The 16,374-nt window shown below is 59.4% G+C and carries 17 protein-coding genes; 6 read left to right on the top strand and 11 right to left on the bottom strand.

The window, feature by feature from the left end; all coding sequences use genetic code 11:
• Entirely contained in the window at positions 1–1,728 is a 1,728-nt protein-coding gene (locus AC4ANE_RS22960) for a tetratricopeptide repeat protein (RefSeq protein WP_460408538.1), read from the bottom strand.
• 226 nt (positions 1,729–1,954) lie between these two features.
• Here AC4ANE_RS22960 and hemA point away from each other — a divergent pair, with 226 nt between their 5' ends.
• From hemA to AC4ANE_RS22930, 6 genes are all read left to right on the top strand, one after another.
• Positions 1,955–3,232, top strand: coding sequence for a glutamyl-tRNA reductase (gene hemA, locus AC4ANE_RS22955; RefSeq protein WP_002552149.1), 1,278 nt, complete (start codon positions 1,955–1,957; stop codon positions 3,230–3,232).
• A complete protein-coding gene (prfA, locus tag AC4ANE_RS22950) occupies positions 3,229–4,311 on the top strand; it encodes a peptide chain release factor 1 (protein WP_002552150.1) in 1,083 nt (360 codons plus the stop codon). Before hemA ends, prfA begins: the two co-directional genes overlap by 4 nt.
• Entirely contained in the window at positions 4,312–5,145 is an 834-nt protein-coding gene (prmC, locus tag AC4ANE_RS22945; RefSeq protein ID WP_002552151.1) for a peptide chain release factor N(5)-glutamine methyltransferase, read from the top strand.
• Entirely contained in the window at positions 5,139–5,909 is a 771-nt protein-coding gene (locus tag AC4ANE_RS22940) for a molybdopterin-synthase adenylyltransferase MoeB (protein ID WP_161806813.1), read from the top strand. The genes prmC and AC4ANE_RS22940 overlap by 7 nt, the downstream gene beginning before the upstream one ends.
• The gene (murI, locus tag AC4ANE_RS22935) at positions 5,902–6,717 is read left to right on the top strand and encodes a glutamate racemase (protein ID WP_002552153.1); all 816 of its coding nucleotides are present in this window, start codon (positions 5,902–5,904) and stop codon (positions 6,715–6,717) included. Before AC4ANE_RS22940 ends, murI begins: the two co-directional genes overlap by 8 nt.
• A 118-nt stretch (positions 6,718–6,835) precedes the next feature.
• On the top strand, positions 6,836–7,354 hold the full coding sequence (locus AC4ANE_RS22930; protein ID WP_002552154.1) for an acyloxyacyl hydrolase: 519 nt from the start codon (positions 6,836–6,838) through the stop codon (positions 7,352–7,354).
• Between the two features lie 240 nt (positions 7,355–7,594).
• On the opposite strand, the gene AC4ANE_RS22925 is transcribed toward AC4ANE_RS22930, so the two are convergent.
• From AC4ANE_RS22925 to AC4ANE_RS22880, 10 genes are read right to left on the bottom strand one after another with little or no spacing between them, the layout of a single operon-like run.
• Positions 7,595–7,951: a YkgJ family cysteine cluster protein gene (locus AC4ANE_RS22925; RefSeq protein ID WP_460408537.1), complete on the bottom strand. Its 357-nt coding sequence runs from the start codon at positions 7,949–7,951 to the stop codon at positions 7,595–7,597.
• Entirely contained in the window at positions 7,906–8,415 is a 510-nt protein-coding gene (locus AC4ANE_RS22920; protein WP_002552155.1) for a DUF2878 domain-containing protein, read from the bottom strand. The genes AC4ANE_RS22925 and AC4ANE_RS22920 overlap by 46 nt, the downstream gene beginning before the upstream one ends.
• Positions 8,408–9,676 carry an SAM-dependent methyltransferase gene (locus AC4ANE_RS22915; protein ID WP_002552156.1) on the bottom strand — a complete coding sequence of 423 codons (1,269 nt, stop codon included), beginning with the start codon at positions 9,674–9,676 and terminating at the stop codon, positions 8,408–8,410. The genes AC4ANE_RS22920 and AC4ANE_RS22915 overlap by 8 nt, the downstream gene beginning before the upstream one ends.
• On the bottom strand, positions 9,663–10,463 hold the full coding sequence (locus AC4ANE_RS22910) for a DUF1365 domain-containing protein (protein ID WP_002552157.1): 801 nt from the start codon (positions 10,461–10,463) through the stop codon (positions 9,663–9,665). The genes AC4ANE_RS22915 and AC4ANE_RS22910 overlap by 14 nt, the downstream gene beginning before the upstream one ends.
• Positions 10,460–11,707 (bottom strand): NAD(P)/FAD-dependent oxidoreductase, encoded by a 1,248-nt coding sequence (locus tag AC4ANE_RS22905; protein WP_002552158.1) that lies wholly within the window; start codon positions 11,705–11,707, stop codon positions 10,460–10,462. Before AC4ANE_RS22905 ends, AC4ANE_RS22910 begins: the two co-directional genes overlap by 4 nt.
• On the bottom strand, positions 11,704–12,492 hold the full coding sequence (locus AC4ANE_RS22900) for an SDR family NAD(P)-dependent oxidoreductase (protein ID WP_002552159.1): 789 nt from the start codon (positions 12,490–12,492) through the stop codon (positions 11,704–11,706). The genes AC4ANE_RS22905 and AC4ANE_RS22900 overlap by 4 nt, the downstream gene beginning before the upstream one ends.
• Positions 12,489–12,911 carry a nuclear transport factor 2 family protein gene (locus AC4ANE_RS22895; protein ID WP_002552160.1) on the bottom strand — a complete coding sequence of 141 codons (423 nt, stop codon included), beginning with the start codon at positions 12,909–12,911 and terminating at the stop codon, positions 12,489–12,491. The genes AC4ANE_RS22900 and AC4ANE_RS22895 overlap by 4 nt, the downstream gene beginning before the upstream one ends.
• On the bottom strand, positions 12,904–14,352 hold the full coding sequence (gene phrB / locus AC4ANE_RS22890; RefSeq protein WP_002552161.1) for a deoxyribodipyrimidine photo-lyase: 1,449 nt from the start codon (positions 14,350–14,352) through the stop codon (positions 12,904–12,906). Before phrB ends, AC4ANE_RS22895 begins: the two co-directional genes overlap by 8 nt.
• Positions 14,353–14,361: 9 nt before the next feature.
• On the bottom strand, positions 14,362–15,264 hold the full coding sequence (locus AC4ANE_RS22885; RefSeq protein WP_002552162.1) for a MerR family transcriptional regulator: 903 nt from the start codon (positions 15,262–15,264) through the stop codon (positions 14,362–14,364).
• A 3-nt stretch (positions 15,265–15,267) separates the two neighbouring features.
• Positions 15,268–16,224, bottom strand: coding sequence for a YbgA family protein (locus AC4ANE_RS22880; protein WP_460408535.1), 957 nt, complete (start codon positions 16,222–16,224; stop codon positions 15,268–15,270).
• Between the last annotated feature and the right edge of the window lie 150 nt (positions 16,225–16,374).

The following is a 16,374-nucleotide window of genomic DNA, read 5'->3' as shown; positions in this document are numbered from 1 at the left end:
TCAAAGGGTCTCTGAACCGGTCAAGCGTCGCAGTGTGCTGCGCAGGACGGTGCTGTCGGGTTGTTGTTCCAGGGCCTTGGCCCATACTTTCCGGGCTTCGCGCTGTTCGCCTTTGGCCCAGAGTACTTCGCCCAGATGTGCGGCTACTTCGTGGTCAGGGAAGCGTTCGAGCGCCTGGCGCAGGTAGCGTTCGGCAGCATCCAGATTGCCCATGCGGTAATTCACCCAGCCAAGGCTGTCGAGAACTGCCGGATCGTCGGGGCTGATCTGATGGGCTTTCTCGATCAGTTCGCGGGCTTCGGCGTAACGCGTGGTGCGATCGGAGAGGGTGTAGCCCAGTGCATTCAGCGCCATGGCGTTTTCCGGCTCGCGCTTGATGATGCTGCGCAGGTCTTTTTCCATCTGCGCCAGATCATTGCGCTTTTCAGCCAGCATGGCGCGGGTATAGAGCAGGTTGGCGTCGTCCGGGTATTGCTTGAGTGCCGTGTTCAGCACCTGCCAGCCGCGATCCAGTTGATCATTGCTGGTCAGGGTTTCGGCCTCGATCAGGTACAGCTGAATGGCGAAATCGGGCTGTTCGGCACGTGCTTCAGCCAGGCGTTTGGCAGCTTCTGCGCCGTTGCCATTGCTGACCAGAATATCGGCCTGGCGCAATTGAGCCGCCAGGAAGTCCGGGCCCGGTCCGACCTGAGCGTATTCGTTGAGCGCGCTTTGCGGGTCCTCGCGCTCTTCGTGGATGCGGCCGAGATTCAAATGCGCTGAGTCGACGTGTGCACCACGGGCGATCAGTTCTTCCAGGTAGCCAGCCGCTTCGTCCCAGGCCTTGGCTTCAAGGCACACCAGAGCCAGCGAGAAGCGCAGCTCGTCGTCGTCCGGATATTGCTGCAAAAGGGCGGAAAACTGCACTTTGGCGTCTTCCATGCGGTTTTGCTCGACGAGCATGCGCGCATACGTCAGGCGCAGGCGTTTGTCGTCCGGGTATCTCTTGAGGCTTTTTTCCAGCAGGGGCACCGCTTCCTTGCCTCGGTTCATGCTTTGCAGCAAGCGGGCATGCAGCAGGATGGGCGCGATTTCACCTTCTTTGGGCGGGTTGTCTTCCAGCAGCTTCAACGACTGTTCGGCGTCACCATTCTGCTGAAGCAACAGCGCCTTGCCGAAAATCAGCTGGCTGTTGTTCGGGTATTTGCCCAGCAACCGATCAAAACTTTTGAGCAGGCCGTTGCGGGTGTCCGGATCGGTTTCGGCCGCGGACAGTGCCAGAAAGTCGAAGTGCGTGTCGCCCTGACCCTGCAGGACTCTCTCCATGTACACCAGAGAATCGTCGTAACGTCCCGCGCGCGCCAGTTGAATGGCTGCGGCGCGTTGCGCTTCAAGGTCGGTCGGTGCGTTTCTTGCCCAGATCAGCGCGGTTTCCAGCGCAGACTGATCAGCGCCCATGTATTCGGCGATCTGATAGGCACGTTCGGAGACCCCCGGGTCCTGAGTCTTGATCGCCTGGGTCACGTAGTTATCCAGGGCGATGTCGAAGCGGTTGCGCTGGCCGGCCAGCTCCGCGCTCAACAGGCTGACCAGGGTGTCCTGAGTGAACGAACCATAGACCTTCGGCTTGGCTTCAGGAGCGGGAGGGGCGTCTTTCTGAGCGGGCACGGGCTGTGACGAGGCGGGGGCCATTGACTGGCAGCCGCCTAGAAAGGCAAGAGCAAGGAACAACGCGGAGGATCTATTCATATATAAGAAGGGCGGCTTACCTGCGGTGGGAGCATCATGACACAAGGCTGTTGGCAAAACCCACAGCCGTCGGAAAAACTGATGCAATGCGTGTGTTTGCAGTGTCGCGAGCCTGAAAACGCAGGCTGCGACGATCGATTGTAGTGGGACAATAATATGTGGTGGTTGTTCTGAGCTTATTGAAGTAGGACAATTACCGGCTTCACGTCACCACCTGCGACCCTGAATGGCCTTCCTTGCACTCGGTATCAATCATAAGACCGCCTCGGTCGACGTTCGCGAGCGCGTGGCATTTACCCCGGAACAGTTGGTGGAGGCGTTGCAGCAGCTTTGCCACCTGACCGAAAGTCGCGAGGCTGCGATTCTTTCAACCTGTAATCGCAGCGAGTTGTACATCGAGCACGAGCATCTCGGTGCGGACAGCATTCTTGCCTGGCTTGCCAATTACCATCACCTCAGCCTGGAAGAACTGCGCGCCAGCGCTTACGTCCATGAGGACGATGCCGCCGTGCGACACATGATGCGTGTCGCCTCGGGGCTCGACTCCCTGGTGCTCGGCGAGCCGCAGATTCTCGGCCAGATGAAGTCCGCGTATGCCGTTGCGCGCGAGGCCGGAACGGTCGGGCCGTTACTGGGACGTCTGTTTCAGGCCACGTTCAGCGCTGCCAAACAGGTGCGTACAGACACTGCAATTGGTGAAAACCCGGTGTCCGTGGCCTTCGCCGCGGTCAGTCTGGCCAAACAGATTTTCAGTGACCTGCAACGCAGTCAGGCCTTGTTGATCGGTGCGGGCGAGACCATTACTCTGGTCGCCCGGCATCTGCATGACCTGGGCGTCAAGCGTATCGTGGTTGCCAACCGTACGCTGGAGCGCGCCAGCATGCTGGCTGCCGAGTTCGGTGCCCATGCGGTGTTGCTCTCGGATATCCCGGCCGAGCTGGTCAACAGCGATATCGTGATCAGTTCCACCGCCAGCCAGTTGCCGATCCTGGGCAAGGGGGCCGTGGAAAGTGCGCTGAAACTGCGCAAGCATAAACCGATTTTCATGGTCGATATTGCCGTACCGCGGGATATCGAGCCTGAAGTCGGCGAACTGGACGACGTTTACCTGTACAGCGTTGATGATCTGCACGAAGTGGTGGCAGAAAATCTCAAGAGTCGCCAGGGGGCTGCACTGGCTGCCGAGCAGCTGGTCAGCGTGGGTGCCGAAGACTTCATGTCGCGGCTGCGCGAACTGGCGGCGGTCGATGTGTTGCGCGCCTATCGTCAGCAAAGCGAACGGCTGCGTGACGAAGAACTGAGCAAGGCGCAACGTATGCTGGCCAACGGTAGCAATGCCGAGGACGTATTGATCCAGCTGGCACGTGGTCTGACCAACAAATTGCTGCACGCACCCAGCGTGCAGCTCAAGAAGCTGTCTGCCGAAGGTCGCGTCGATGCGCTGGCCATGGCCCAGGAACTTTTTGCCCTCGGTGAGGGCTCGACGGATAAAACCCCGCAATGAAAGCTTCACTGCTCAATAAGCTGGATGTCCTCAGCGACCGTTTCGAGGAACTGACCGCGCTGCTCGGCGATGCCGAAGTGATCAGCGATCAGACACGCTTTCGCGCCTATTCCCGTGAGTACGCCGAAGTGGAGCCGGTCGTTGCGCTTTACCAACAGCTGATCAGGGTGCAGGGTGATCTGGAGGGCGCGCAGGCGCTGCTCAAGGACAGCGACCCGGACATGCGCGAAATGGCCGTCGAGGAAGTTCGCGAAACAAAACAGCAACTGGTCGAGCTGGAAGCGCAATTGCAGCGCATGTTGTTGCCCAAGGACCCGAACGACGGCCGCAACGTGTTTCTGGAGATCCGTGCGGGCACCGGCGGTGATGAAGCAGCGATCTTCTCCGGCGACCTGTTTCGCATGTACTCGCGTTACGCCGAGCGGCGTGGCTGGCGGGTGGAAATTCTGTCCGAAAACGAAGGCGAGCATGGCGGCTACAAGGAAGTCATTGCGCGCGTCGAGGGTGACAGCGTCTACGGCAAGCTGAAATTCGAGTCCGGCGCGCACCGTGTGCAGCGCGTGCCCGAGACCGAGTCGCAGGGTCGCATCCACACGTCTGCCTGTACGGTTGCAGTGCTGCCGGAGCCTGACGAGCAACAGGCGATCGAGATCAACCCGGCCGACCTGCGTGTCGACACCTATCGCTCCTCAGGGGCCGGTGGTCAGCACGTCAACAAAACCGACTCGGCGATCCGAATTACCCACTTGCCATCGGGTATTGTCGTCGAGTGCCAGGAAGAGCGTTCGCAGCACAAGAACAGGGCCCGGGCAATGTCCTGGCTATCTGCCAAACTGAATGATCAGCAGACCAGCGCGGCGGCCAACGCCATCGCCAGCGAGCGCAAGCTGCTCGTGGGGTCGGGTGATCGTTCCGAGCGTATTCGTACGTATAATTTCCCTCAAGGGCGAGTGACGGATCACCGCGTGAACCTGACTCTGTATTCGCTGGATGAAGTTCTGGCGGGCGGGGTCGATGCAGTGATAGAGCCGCTACTCGCTGAATATCAGGCTGATCAACTTGCGGCACTGGGTGAGTAAATGACCATCATCGCAAGTTTGTTAAGAAGCGCCGAGCTTCCCGATTCACCGACCGCGCGGCTCGACATAGAGCTGCTGCTGGCGGCAGCGCTGGGCAAACCGCGCAGCTTTCTGCACACCTGGCCTGAGCGCATCGTCAGCACCGAGGCTGCGCTGGCCTTTGCAGGTTATTTGCAGCGTCGACGCACGGGCGAACCGGTGGCTTACATTCTCGGTCAGCAAGGTTTCTGGAAGCTTGATCTGGAAGTAGCGCCGCATACCTTGATCCCGCGGCCAGAGACCGAAATGCTGGTCGAGGCGGCGCTGGAACTGGCGCCTGCGTTCGCGCCCGCCAAGGTACTTGACCTGGGCACCGGCACTGGGGCGATTGCGCTGGCGCTGGCCAACGAGCGCCAACAATGGAAAGTCACAGCGGTCGACCGTGTGCCTGAAGCGGTCGCGCTGGCCGAACGCAACCGGCAACGTTTGCAACTGGATAACGCCCATGTGCTCAACAGCCACTGGTTCAGTGCGCTGGAAGGGCGTCAGTTTGATCTGATCATTAGTAACCCGCCGTACATCGCCGACGCTGATCCGCATCTGTCGGCCGGTGACGTGCGCTTCGAGCCGAGCAGTGCGTTGACTGCCGGTTCCGACGGGCTGGACGATTTGCGCACGATCATTGCCGACGCGCCGGTGCACCTCAGCGCCGATGGCTGGCTGCTGCTGGAGCACGGTTACGATCAAGGCCCGGCGGTGCGCGAACTGTTGATCCGTCATGGTTTCGAGCGCATACAGACCCGCCGTGATCTGGGTGAGCACGAGCGCATCACGTTCGGATGCAAGCCGTGCTGAGTGATCAGGAGCTGCTGCGCTATAGTCGCCAGATTCTGCTGCAACACGTTGATATCGACGGCCAGCTGCGCCTCAAGCAAAGTCGCGCGCTGATCGTCGGCGTCGGCGGGCTTGGTTCGCCGGTGGCCCTTTATCTGGCCGCCGCAGGGGTCGGTGAACTGCATCTGGCGGATTTTGATCACGTCGACCTGACCAACCTGCAACGCCAGATCATTCATGATACCCAGAGCATCGGACAGGCCAAGGTAGATTCGGCTCTGGCCCGGCTCAAGGCGATCAATCCCGAGATCACTCTCGTCGCTCATCGCTCAGCGCTGGATACCGACTCACTGGAGGCGGCGGTGCAGGCTGTCGATCTGGTGCTGGATTGCTCGGATAATTTCGCCACCCGCGAAGCGGTCAATGCCACCTGTGTCGCTGCCGGCAAGCCGTTGGTCAGCGGTGCTGCCATTCGGCTTGAAGGGCAGTTGTCGGTGTTCGATCCGCGTCGTGCGGACAGCCCGTGTTATCACTGCCTGTACGGTCACGGCAGCGAAGCCGAACTGACCTGCAGCGAGGCCGGTGTCATCGGGCCGCTGGTTGGTCTGGTTGGCAGCCTGCAAGCACTGGAAGCCTTGAAGCTGCTGGCCGTTTTTGGCGAGCCAATGGTCGGGCGACTGTTATTGATTGATGCCTTGACTACCCGTTTCCGTGAACTGAAAGTCAAGCGCGACCCGGCGTGCAGCGTTTGCAGTGCAGCAAGCGGGCAGGGCGAACATGCCTGACATGCAGATGAGCCATGCCAGCGATGCGCCTGTCGCAATCTTCGATTCCGGGGTCGGTGGCCTTTCAGTGCTCAATGAAATCCGCCAGTTGCTGCCCAGCGAGTCACTGCTGTATCTGGCGGACTGCGGGCATATTCCTTATGGCGAAAAGACCCCTGAATTCATTACCGAACGGTGCCTGACAATTGCGGGATTCTTCCGCGAGCAGGGTGCCAAGGCACTGGTCGTCGCCTGCAACACCGCGACTGCGGCGGGCGTGGCGCACATTCGTCAACGCTACCCGGACTGGCCAATTGTGGGTATGGAACCTGCTGTCAAACCTGCTGCCGAGGCGACCCGCAGCGGTGTTGTCGGTGTGCTGGCGACTACCGGAACGCTACAAAGCGCCCGCTTTGCGGCGTTGCTGGACCGATTTGCCAACGATGTTCGGGTCGTGACCCAGCCGTGCCCAGGGCTGGTCGAACTGATCGAAACCGGTGATCTGCTCAGTCCGCAAATCCGTCAATTGCTGCTGCATTATGTCGAGCCGCTGCTGGCAGCGCGCTGTGACACGATCATTCTGGGCTGTACTCACTACCCGTTTCTCAAACCTTTGTTGCGGGAGATGCTTCCCGAATCGGTCACCCTGATCGACACCGGGGCTGCGGTAGCGCGTCAGTTACAGCGTCTTTTGTCGCGTTCCAGCCTTCTTGCCACTGGCGACGCGCGAGATACTGTGTATTGGTCTAGTGACATTCCGGACAATTTCAGAAAAATCCTACCTTTTTTGTCGCAAAGTCCTGGCAATGTGAGAAGCTTCCGTTTGTAAAAAAAACGTGAAAAAAGGCGCTTTTGGGGTGAACTAACGTCGCCTCCGCAGCTTCTATAAAAGCGGCTGATGAATTCCAACACTTTTCGTACAATTTAATATATTTAGGACGTTTCTCATGAAGAGACTCTTTTGCCTGGCCGTGATTGCGGCCGCTTTGGCAGGGCAAGCTTCAATCGCGCAGGCTGATGGTGTTGAGTTTTCGGTCGGTCAGACCGGCGAGTCGACCATGACTTATCGTCTGGGCGTGCAGTTCGATTGGGATAAAACCTGGCTGCAAAGCGACATCGGCCGTTTGACCGGCTACTGGGATGGCGCTTACACCTATTGGGATGGCAAGGACTACAAGGATAACCACAGCCTGTCGTTCTCCCCGGTTCTGGTCTACGAGTTCGGCAACGGCAACGTCAAGCCTTATGTAGAAGCCGGTATCGGCGTCTCGGTGTTCTCCAACACCCAGGTTGAAGATCGCAAGTTCGGTTCTGCCTTCAACTTCGAAGACCGCATTGGTTTCGGTCTGCGCTTCGCGGGCGGGCATGAAGTCGGCATCCGCGCGACTCACTATTCCAACGCCGGCATCAAAGAGCCGAACGACGGTATAGAAAGCTACGCACTGCACTACAAGATGCCGTTCTGATACATCAAGTTGACTATCGTGCCAATGCTCCGCGTTGGCACGCCGTTCGTGACGCTCTGCGTCACAGGTCTCCAGTCGGGCGCTGGCGGCAAGTGTAATGAGGTCAAGGCCTGAACGATGCTTGTATCTCGTACAGCTTGAAGTCGGCGTCCAGGCTTCGGAGTGTGACGCGGAGCGTCACGAACTGCATTACCACGCGGAGCGTGGGAACGATAATGAACGTCAAGTCAGCAGTATTTATTACAGATAAGCCGTCGCAATCCCTTTGCGTTCGTTCAGGCAGTCTTCTGCTCCGGCTTCGAACTCACGGCAGATCAGCGGGCGTTTCTCGTAGATCGTGCACATCATGGTGTTGCGATCCAGTGCTGCACACCAGCCGTCGTCCAGACGCAGCATGACCTCGCCACCCCACTCGTCGGTATCAATGTAGCGCTCAGGCACGCCCGTGTCGGTGATGAGCATCACTTCCAGTTGGCAACAGCAAGCTGTGCAGGTCGAGCAGGTGACTTCCGTTTCGCTGTGAATGTCTGCGAGCGGAATGAGCGTAGCGTTCAGAGCGTTTCTCCCGATTGTCTGGCTGCGCGTGCTGCCAGCCATTGCAGCAAGGGAAACAGCCCCGCCCAGACCAGCCCCAGCACCAGCATGCCAGGCCACACTCCGAGGGGAAGGTGGACCTGAGCCAGTTGTGAGCCGGCATAGTACGACATCGGGCCGCCAATAGCGCCCAGCACGGCGGCGCGCCATAGCGGCTTTGCGGTCCACGCCAGGCAATGATTGAGCGTCGTGCCCAGCACCGCCCACAAAACCGCCAGCCACAACGGCAGCAGGTAGCCGCCGCTGCCAAAGTCGAAAACACCGAGTGTCATCAAGGCACTGTCGAGCACGATACCGATTAACGTAACCGTCAGGATCAGCCGGCCTTCCGCTGCCCATGAGCTGGTCCACAGAAAATGCACCGCCAGCACGCCGACTGCAATCAGCAGCCAGTAACTGTTACCGCCCAATACGCAGGCGAACCAGCCGATCTGAAAGAGCAGCGCGTTGGCGATTGATTTAAGCATTGAAGCGCCCAAGCAAGGGTTCTCGCAGGGCATCGGGTTTGGCCAGGAGCAACTGCGCCGTACCGATGGTCCGCTCCAGAAAGCCGCCTTCGCAGTAGCACAGATAGAACTCCCACAGACGCAGAAAGTGTTCGTCGTACCCCAGTTCTGCCAGTTTGCCGTGGGCGTGTTTGAAGTTGTCGTGCCACAGGCGCAGCGTGCGCGCGTAGTGCAGGCCGAAATCTTCCATGTGCAGCAGGTTCATGTCGGTATCGCTGCCGACAATGTCCAGCATCTTCGCCACCGAGGGCAGAGCACCACCGGGGAAGATGTAGCGCTGGATGAAGTCCACATTGCGTTTGGCCTGAGCATAACGCTGCTCGCGGATGGTGATCGCCTGCAGCAGCATCATGCCGTTGCTTTTGAGCAGGTTCGCGCATTGCTTGAAGTACGTCGGCAGAAAACGATGGCCGACCGCTTCGATCATCTCGATGGACACCAGCTTGTCATATTCACCGGTCAGGTCCCGGTAGTCGGTCAGCAGCAGCGTGACGCGTTCCTGCAGGCCCAGTTCGATCAGGCGCTGCTCGGTGTAGGCGAACTGTTCTCTGGACAGGGTCGTGGTGGTCACCCGGCAGCCGTAATGCTGCGCAGCATAAATAGCCATGCTGCCCCAGCCGGTGCCGATTTCCAGCAGGTGATCGGTGGGTTTCAAGGCAAGTTTCTGGCAGATACGCTCAAGCTTGTTCAACTGCGCCTGTTCCAGCGTGTCGTCTTCGCTGAGGAACTGCGCGGCCGAATACATCATCGTCGGGTCGAGAAATTGCTCGAACAGCGTGTTGCCCAGGTCGTAATGGGCAGCGATGTTTTTCTGCGAGCCTTCGCGTGTATTGCGATTTAGCCAGTGCAGGGCATGAATGAACGGACGGGTCAGGCGAGCCACGCCGCCTTCCATTGCATCCAGCACGTCCAGATTGCTGACAAACACCCGCACCACTGCCGTCAGGTCCGGGGTAGTCCAGTAGCCGTGAATAAACGCCTCGCCAGCGCCGATGGAGCCGTTGCTGGCAACCATGCCCCATGCTGCCGAATCAAGAATGTGGATTTCAGCCTGAATCAGCGCGTTGTTCTTGCCGAACACATGGCGCTCACCCCGTTCGATAACCACCAACTGGCCGTTGCGCAGTCCTGCTAATTGCCGTAACACACCTCGGCGCAGGATATTGGCCGTCAGACCATTGGTGCCCAGATTGGCAGAAAAACTACTGCTACTGCTTTTCATGGCGTGAGTCCTTGGTTTGCGCGGCGGCAGCACGGTACTCGCCGTCGGCGGCCTGATGAGAAAAAATGGGTATGCGCTTGACCAGCAGACGCATCGCCTGCCAGTAAATCGCCAGACAGGTTTTGGCGGTCATCCACGGGTAAGCGATCAGGTAACGATGCAGCGTCTGGCGGCTGAGGTTCTGGCGGGTCAGGTTGAGCGTGGCGTCGAACATTTTCAGCTCGCCTTGCCAGTCAGCCATGTGCACACCAATCCGCTCGGCGGGCTGGCTGAAGCTCATACGGTATTCAAGGTCGCGCGGCAAAAACGGTGAAACGTGAAAGGCCTTGGCCACCGCGAAATACTGATGTCCTTCACCTGTCGCGGGCAGCACATAGCTGTAGCGTTCGCCCCATGGTGTGTTGGTGACTTCACAGAGAATGCCTGCCAATGTGCCGTCTGCCTCATGGCAGTAGAAAAAGCTTACCGGATTGAACGACAAGCCCCAGCTGCGTGCCTGGGTCAGCAGGCAGACACGACCTGATGGTACGCGGCCCAGCGCTTTGCCAACCTGCTCGCGGACCGCCTCTATGAGGCTCATGCCTTGCCCGGTCAGCGCTGGCAGGTAGTCACGTTCGCGGAACGAGAAGGGCGCGAAACGCTTTCTGCCAGCCAGCGGCGAAAGCCCCAGCACGCTGTCCTGCTCATCCAGATCCAGATAAAGCAGGCCTATCCGATAGGTGAACTCATGGGCACGCGGCGCAAACCGCCGGTGGCTGATCCAGCCACTGTAGAGCGCACTATTCAAAGCGTTTCACCAAACGCCTGAGCGACACGCAAGCCGCTGACCACGCCGTCTTCGTGAAAACCGTTGGCCCAGTACGCGCCGCAGTACCAGGTGTGGTCGACGCCATTGATTTCTTCCCAGCGCGCCTGCGCAGCGATTGCACCAAGGCTGTATTGCGGGTGCGCGTAACGGTAGCGGCCGAGGATTTTGGCCGGGTCGATGGCTGCGGTCTGGTTGAGGCTGACGCAGAAGGTTGTGTCGCTGTCGATCCCTTGCAGGATGTTCATGTCATAAGTGACGGCTGCCGATTGCTGTTCACTGCCGCCCAGCCGGTAGTTCCAGCTGGCCCAGGCCAGTTTGCGCTTGGGCAGCAGTCGCGTGTCGGTGTGCAGCACCACGTCGTTTTCGGCATAGCGCAGCGCGCCGAGAATCGACTGCTCGGCACTCGATGGCTGCGCCAGCAGGGCCAGTGCCTGATCGCTGTGGCAGGCAAACACCACCTTGTCGAAGCGTTCGATGCCCATGGCGCTGTGCAGCGTCACACCTTCGCTGTCGCGCTCGACCCGTGTAACCGGGCATGACAGACGAATCCGCTCGCGGAACGAGGCTGTCAACGGTTCGACATAACTTCTGGAGCCACCTTCGATCACGCACCATTGCGGCCGATGGGTGACCGAGAGCAGACCGTGATTCTTGAAAAAGCGCACGAAGAACTGCAGGGGAAAGCCGAGCATGTCGGCCAGCGACATCGACCAGATGGCCGCGCCCATGGGCACGATGTAATGATCGATGAAGCGCTGCCCGTAGCCGCCGCTCTTCAGGTACTCGCCCAACGAGGTGTCGGCCGCGATACGCTGGTTTTCCAGGTCGTCGACCGATTGACGATTGAAACGCAGGATATCGCGCAGCATGCCCCAGAACCTGGGCGACAGCAGGTTGCTGCGTTGGGCGAACAGACTGTTAAGGTTGTTGCCGTTATATTCCACGCCAGTGCGCGGATCATGCACCGAAAAGCTCATTTCGGCGGGCTTGAAGCCAACACCCAGCTGACTCAGCAGGCGAATGAAATTGGGGTAGGTCCAGTCGTTGAAGACAATGAAACCGGTGTCAATGGCGTAAGCCCGGCCTTCGACCTGCACGTCCACCGTATGGGTGTGCCCGCCGACCCAGTCGGAGGACTCAAACACTGTCACCTCATGCGCACGGTTGAGCAGGTAGGCACTGGTCAGGCCAGCGATCCCGCTACCAATGACGGCGATTTTCATTGCGCATCCTTATTCGACGACCCGGTCCGCGCCATACGTTTGCCGAGGGCCAGTCTGGCGCGTGCCGGGAGCATTGCCAGCGCGCGCATGCTGAAAATGAACAGCGCCGGGAACGCGATATCCAGTGGGCGTTTGTTGCGCCCCAGTTTGCTGGCGATATGTTTGGCGGCCTTCTCGACAGGCCAGCGCATCGGCATGGGGAAATCATTTTTCTGCGTCAGGGGCGTGTCGACGAATCCTGGGCTGACCACGGTCACGTCGATGTTCTCGCTGGCCAGGTCCAGACGCAGCGCTTCGAACAGATAACGCAGGCCGGCTTTCGAGGCGCCATAGGCTTCTGCGCGAGGTAGCGCCAGGTAGGTCACCGCACTGGCCACGCCGACCAGATGCGGCTGATGCCCCTTGCGTAGCAGCGGCAGTGCTTGCTCGATGCAATAACTGCTGGCCAGCAGGTTGGTGCGCACCACGCGCTCGACCATTGCCGCTTCGAACTGCCGCACGTCGATGTATTCACAGGTACCCGCGTTGAAGATGGCGGTGTCCAGCGCGCCCCATTGCTGCGCGATCAGGTCGGCCATGGCCTTGACCTGCGCAGGCTCGGTGATGTCGCCTGTCACCAGCAGCACCTGGGTCGGGTAAACAGTCGCCAGGTTCTGCAGCGGTTCAAGCGTACGGGCGGTCAACGCCAGCCGATGTCCGGCGTTGAGCAGTTCTTTGGCCAGCGCCAGACCAATGCCGCTGCTAGCTCCGGTCAACCAGATGCGTCGTGCAACAGGAGTGCTCATCCCAACCTCTTCTTCAGCCAATGGATGACTCGACCCATGACGGGCAGATGTTCGTAGAGCAATGCACCGGCATCGAAGTAATCCCGGTGTCGATAAACCTTGTCGTGCCACTTCAGGTGCGAACAGCCTTCGACACGAATCGTCCGGCCCCCAGCCAGACGCGGGTGCGAATAGCTCATGGTCCAGACCAGATAGCCCTCGCCGGGGCGCACTTCATCGAAGGCATGAAAGTCGAAGTGCAGATCCTGAACGTTGGCATACAGCTCGTCGAAATAACGTCGCATGGCGGCGAGGCCGTGGATGTCATGCATCGGGTCGCTGAACGACACGTCGTCGCTGTACAGCTCGGCGATCTGATCAAGGTTGTCCTTGTTCAGCGCGGCAAAACCTTCGGCGAAGCGATGCAGGAAATCAGTCATGTTCGATTCCCGCAGCGGGTTGGCGGGCCGGAAGCGCTTTGAACGCTGCCAGGGCGCGGGCGCGGCTTTTGCTCAGATCGACGATAGGTTTCGGGTAGTCGGCAGCATCAAACAGGCCGCCGATGGACGCGGGGTCATGAATCTGCTTTCTATTCAGATCCGCCAGTTCCGGCAGCCAGCGTTTGATGAACAGGCCTTCTGGGTCGAAGCGTTCCGACTGCGACAACGGATTGAAAATACGGAAGTAGGGCGCCGAGTCGGTGCCGGTGGACGAGCTCCACTGCCAGCCACCATTGTTCGACGCCAGGTCGCCGTCGATCAGGTGGCGCATGAAAAACCGCTCGCCCTCGCGCCAGTCGATCAACAGGTTTTTGGTGAGGAACATCGCAACGACCATCCTTAGCCGATTGTGCATCCATCCGGTTTCCAGCAACTGGCGCATCGCTGCGTCAATAATCGGCAGACCTGTACGCGCCTCTTGCCACGCCAGCAGTTCTTCGGGGGCATCGCGCCACTTCAACGCCTCGGTTTCCGGGCGGAAGGCACGATGCCGTGATACACGAGGGTAGCCGACCAGCGTGTGTTTATAAAACTCTCGCCATAATAGCTCGTTGATCCAGGTCACAGTGCCAACGTCGCCGGTCTCGAATTCCCCCTGGTTGCTGCCCAGCGCCGCATGCAGGCACTGGCGCGGCGAAATCACCCCTGCCGCCAGATACGCTGACAGCTGACTGGTGCCGGGTTTGGCGGGAAAGTCGCGTTCGGTCTTGTAGTAACTGATTTGCGCGTCGGCGAAGGTCGCCACGCGCCGCCTGGCTTCGGCCTCGCCTGCTGGCCACAGGTCACGTAATGCTTTCGAGGGCGTGGCAAAGCCCTCGACCTGATCAGGGATCGAGTCGCTCTTGATCGACAGTGATTGCTGCGCTTTGGGTGTGCGCACCGGCTGCGGCATGGCCTGGTGCATCCGGTTGTAGCAGACTTTCTTGAACTGAGTGAACACCTGGAAATAATTGCCGGTCTTGGTCAGTATGCTGCCCGGCTTGAACAACAGCTGATCAAGGTAACTGGTGACCTGCACACCGGCTTTTTCCAGCGCCTTTTGCACCGCCTGATCACGGCGTGTTTCGTTGATGCCGTATTCCTGATTGAGGTGCAGGCCTTCGACCTTGAACTGCGTGCACAGTGTCGACAGCACTTCAGGTGCCTGATCCCAAGTATCGGCCTCGCGAATCAACAGCGGTACGTTCAGCGCGCCCAGTGCCTTTTCCAGCTCGACCAGATTACGCAGCCAGAAATCCACCTTGCAGTCAGCGTCGTCGTGGCTGCGCCACTGTGCCGGGCTGAGCAGGTAAACCGCCAGCGTCGGACCGCGCTCCATGGCAGCGGTCAGGGCTGTATTATCGTGAACGCGCAGGTCGCTACGCAGCCAGATCAGTTGCATGAGAAGTCCTTAGATAAGTCCGAGCTTGCCCAGCTCGATCTGCGCGCTGAGTGCGTCGTGGGCAAGGGTCAGTCCAGCTATCTCGCTAGCCTGTACGAGCAGCTCGGCGTTATGGATCTGCACCGTTGGTCCGCTAAGCACCACAGGGCAGGTGATATTGGCCAGTAAACGGGGCAGTTGGGCCACATTCAGGGCTTTGCTGGAATACAGCAATATGCCACGTGGCTTAAGGTATTCCGCGGCCAGCGCCAGCTCACCGACCGGCAATGGCCAGTCGAACACCTCGACCGGGCAGTCGGCACTGCTCACCAGCCAGGCCGCGAGCCACAGGTGTGGTTCCAGCGGCAGATCGGACTGATTGACCAGCAGCAACGGGCTGCCATTGAGCTGGCGATTGTTGTGATAGATCCGCGCGCCAAACTTGCTGCGTAGCCAGGAGTAGAAAAATGTGCGCTCCAGTTGTGCGCCGAACTTGCCTTGCCAGCGCTGCTCCAGTTCGGCCAGCAGCGGCAACAGCAGCTGTTCGCACAATGTGCGCGGCGGGTACAGCGACATCGCCTGATTGAACACGTCATCGACCCGGCGTTCAGCCAGTTCGCCGATCGCCACCAGCAGGGTCTGACGCAAGGCGTCCCAGTCGTTGGTCGGCGGCAGGGCGTCCTGACGGTTGTCATCGATCAGGCCTTTGACCTGGCTCACGGAGACGCCACGGTTGAGCCAGGTCAGAATCTTCATGACGCGCTGCACATGCTCGTCCGAATACAGCCGATGGCCTTTGGCGGTGCGGTGCGGAACGATCAGTCCGTAACGGCGTTCCCAGGCACGCAAGGTAACGGCGTTGACGCCTGTCTGCCGTGCGACCTCGCGGATAGGCAGCCAGTCGCCCGGCACCTCTGTGTCTGTTTCATTCATGAGTCAAATCGCATTACGCAGGCTGAGGTTTTCCGGATGGGGCTGCATGTACACCTGCAGCGCTACATACGGATCCGGATGTTGGCGAAAGTGATGCTTGAGCAGGGTCAGCGGTACGATCAGGGGGACGATGCCCTGGTGATACTGGCTGATCACTTCCTGAATTTCCTGCTTGTCCTCGGCACTGATGGTTTGTTTCAAGTAGCCGCACAGGTGTTGCAGGACGTTGGTATGAGTGCGACGCGTTGCGCACTTCTTCAGCGCCGCCATCAGCTCGCTGAAATACAGCGGTGCGATTTCGTTCGGGTCGGTGCGGCCCATGCTGCCAAGCATTTTGCCCAGTGCCTTGTATTGCACCGGGTCATTGGCCATCAGCTGGTATTTGTAGCGCGAGTGAAATTCGGTCAGTGCACGCCGGGTGACGCCGTCTTTCAACAATTGCTGCCAGGCGGCATAGGCAAACACGCGGGTCACGAAATTTTCCCGCAGCACAGCGTCATTCAGACGCCCGTCTTCCTCGACCGGAAGGTTGGGGTGGCGCTCGCAAAAGGCCTGTGCGTAGATACCACGACCGCCACCGTCTACCGGGGCGCCGTTTTCGCGGTAGACCTTGACTCGCTCCAGGCCGCAGGACGGGGATTTCTGCATGAAAATGTAACCACAGATATCACCCAGCTCCTCGGCCATCTGTATGCCGTAATTGGCGAGCGCCTCGGTAATGTCCAGCTCACGATTGACGGTGCCCAGTGCCTTGGGGTTTTCCGCGTCGCCCACCAGCCTGATCGGCTCGCGCGGGATGCCCATGCCTATAGCGACCTCGGGGCACGCCTGGACGAAATCAAAATACTTGCTCAGTGCCCGCGTGCACAGATGGGACTCCTTGTGGCCGCCATTGAAACGAACCTCGGCACCTATCAGGCAGGCACTGATGCCGAGCTTGGGTTTTTCGATTGCGGACATTGGCATCGGTCACCTCTACAGAAGACTTGTACAGATATTTAGCGCTGTACAACTTGTCTTCATCATAGGGGGATAGGTGTACAAGTCAAATTCTTTGTAGAGGGTTTTGAAGACTGCTCTGAACTGGCCAGTGCCAAAGCTGCGTTCGCA

Source organism: Pseudomonas sp. Pme6b, assembly GCF_058129925.1.
This window is presented reverse-complemented; position numbering and strand designations above follow the sequence as displayed.